The following is a 2,626-nucleotide window of genomic DNA, read 5'->3' as shown; positions in this document are numbered from 1 at the left end:
ACATACCCCCCGACCTGCTCGACGCGGTCCGCGCGGCCCACCTGGCGGGCGCCCGGATGGTCTCGCTGTGCACCGGCGCGTTCGTGCTGGCCGCCCGGGGAATGAGAGCCTGCACGGCCACTTCTCCCCCGATCTCCCGCCCGTGCTCACCATCGATCCCGGCGACACCGTCACCTGCCGCACCCTGGACTGCTGGTGGTCCGCCGGCCCGTACCCCGGCGGGCCGAACCGGGACCGGCCCCGGGTGCCGCAGCACCGCCCCGATTACGGACACGCGTTGATCGGTCCGGTCGCGGTCCGCGGTGCGCGCGCTGGTCAGACCCTCGCGGTACGCATCGACGCCGTCGTCCCGGGCAGCTGGGGAACCACAGTGGCCGGCGGCTGGCCGAGCGAGTTCAACAAGCATTACGGCGTGCAGGATCACCAGGTGGTGCACGCCTGGACGCTGGACCCGGTGACGATGACCGGCCGCAACCAGCACGGGCACACTGTTCCGCTGCGACCCTTCATGGGAGTGCTCGGCATGCCACCCGCTGAGCCGGGGCTGCACTCGACGACCCCACCGCGCCCGTGGGGCGGCAATCTGGACTGCCGGGACCTCACCGCCGGCACCACCCTGCTGCTGCCGATCCCGGTGGACGACGCGCTCTTCTCCGTCGGGGACGGGCACGCCGTACAGGGTGACGGCGAGGTCGGCGGCACCGCGATCGAGTGTCCGATGGACGAGGTGACGTTGACCATCGACGTACGCGACGACTTTCCGGTCACCGGCCCGGTGGCCCGTACCCCCGACGCGTGGCTGACCATGGGCGTCGGCGCCACCCTCGACGCCGCCACGTTCACCGCCCTGGACTCGATGCTGACCCTGATGCAGCGACTGCACGGCCTCAGCCGCCCGGACGCGGTGGCGCTGGCCAGCATCGCCGTCGACGTGCGGGTGACGCAGATCGTCAACCAGAGCGTCGGCGCGCACGCGGTGCTCCGCGACGACGCGCTGCGCTGGCCGGACGCCGGTTCTGTCGGGGGTCGCCGTTAACGTGTGGTCACTGTCGCCGCGCCGGCCGGATCGCGCCGCTCGCTGACCCTCGGAGGCCCCCCATGTCCCAGGAGACGACCTACCTCGAACTGTCCGAAGTGGACGGTGCGCACAAGTTCTACGAGGTCATCGTCGACAACGCCACGCTGACGGTGCGCTACGGCCGGATCGGCGACCAGGGGCAGGTCAAGGCGAGCGCCTATCCGGACAACGCCCGGGCCCGGGCCGCCGCGGCGAAGAAGATCGGGGAGAAGGTCCGCAAGGGCTACGCGCCGGCGGTCCCCGGCGTGCGCCAGAAGCGCACCGTGTCGCGGCGGCAGATCGTCAGCACCCGCTCCACCGCCCACACCGCCCCGGTGCTCTGGCGCTACGACTCGGCGCCCCCGCCTTCGGCATCTTCGTCGACGGGCAGCACTGCATGGTCGGCAACGAGCACGGAGTCATCACCACGCTCGACCACAACGCCCAGGTGCGCAGCCAGGTCCGCCTTCCCGACGGGGTCAAGTGCATCGTCGCCGACGACGCCTGGATCTACGCCGGCTGCGACGACGGCAACGTCTACGACCTGTCCGGCAAGGTGCCCCGCGTGGCGTACGCGATCGCCCCGGAGATCGACATCTACTGGCTGGACATCCACGACGGCGTCCTCGGCGTCTCCGACGCCGACGGCGGGATCACCGCGGTCGACCACGAGGACGAGTTCCTGTGGCGTCGCCCCGGTCGCGGGCGTTCGGCCTGGATGGTGCGGTGCGACGACGACGCCATCTACCACGGCCACTCGCGGGGCGTGACCGGCTACGAGTGGCGTACCGGCAGCGAACTGTGGCACACCACCACCGGTTCGGTGCTCTTCGGCTGGCAGGAGCACGGCAGTGTGTTCGCCGGGACGGGCACCCGCGAGGTGGTGCGGCTGTCCAAGTCGGGACGGCTCGACCGCACCTACCGCTGCGACGCCCCGGTCTTCTCCTGCGCCACCGCCGAGGGCGGCGAGTACGTCTTCGCCGGTGACAGCCAGTCCTCGATCTACTGCTTCGACGCGGCGGGCACCCGGCTGTGGAAGCTCGGCACCGGCTGCGGCTCGGCGTACTCCATGCAATACCACGACGACCGGCTCTACGTCGTCACCACCGGCGGCCATCTGGCCTGCATCGACGCGAGCGAGCCGGCGATCCGCGCCGCGCAGGCCGGAAACGTGCCCGAGGTACGCGACATCAAGGCCCCCCGCCAGGCGCCCCAGCCGGTGCAACCGACGATCGTCGAGGTGACCAGCGACTCGGGCGCGGGCGTGGTCGTGCAGTGTCGTGACGATCGGGGGCGGCTGCGGGTTCAGGTTCTCTCCGACGGCTACCGGCGCGACTGGTCGGTGCAGTTCCCCAAGGGGATTCGCGAGCCGGGCGCCCGCTATCTGGTGACCGAGGTGCGCGAGTCCAGCCGCGGTGGTTACTACCGCGCGTACGGCGACATCCGCCGGCTGCGCTGAGCGGCGGGCGCGGCCGGGGCCTCTCGCCACCGAGGGCACCCACATCCAGCTGCACCACGGCGACAGCGACAAGGCGCCGAGCGCCAACCCGGTGTCGGGGATCTTCGACC

The 2,626-nt window shown here is 71.6% G+C and carries 2 protein-coding genes and 2 pseudogenes; all 4 read left to right on the top strand.

Translation table 11 applies throughout. From position 1 onward, the window contains the following. A pseudogene (locus tag ABZ749_RS33515) lies at positions 1-95 on the top strand (AraC family transcriptional regulator); the annotation flags it as partial. 47 nt (positions 96-142) lie between these two features. Next, positions 143-1,036: an acetamidase/formamidase family protein gene (locus ABZ749_RS33510; RefSeq protein WP_357235027.1), complete on the top strand. Its 894-nt coding sequence runs from the start codon at positions 143-145 to the stop codon at positions 1,034-1,036. Positions 1,037-1,098: 62 nt separating this feature from the next. Then, positions 1,099-1,254, top strand: a pseudogene (locus ABZ749_RS33505) (WGR domain-containing protein); the annotation flags it as partial. A 200-nt stretch (positions 1,255-1,454) separates the two neighbouring features. Next, positions 1,455-2,516, top strand: a complete 1,062-nt coding sequence (locus tag ABZ749_RS33500) for a PQQ-binding-like beta-propeller repeat protein (RefSeq protein WP_357235025.1) — start codon at positions 1,455-1,457, stop codon at positions 2,514-2,516. Positions 2,517-2,626: the final 110 nt, after the last annotated feature.

This window comes from Micromonospora sp. NPDC047753 (genome assembly GCF_040642735.1).
Taxonomy (GTDB): domain Bacteria; phylum Actinomycetota; class Actinomycetes; order Mycobacteriales; family Micromonosporaceae; genus Micromonospora.
This window is presented reverse-complemented; position numbering and strand designations above follow the sequence as displayed.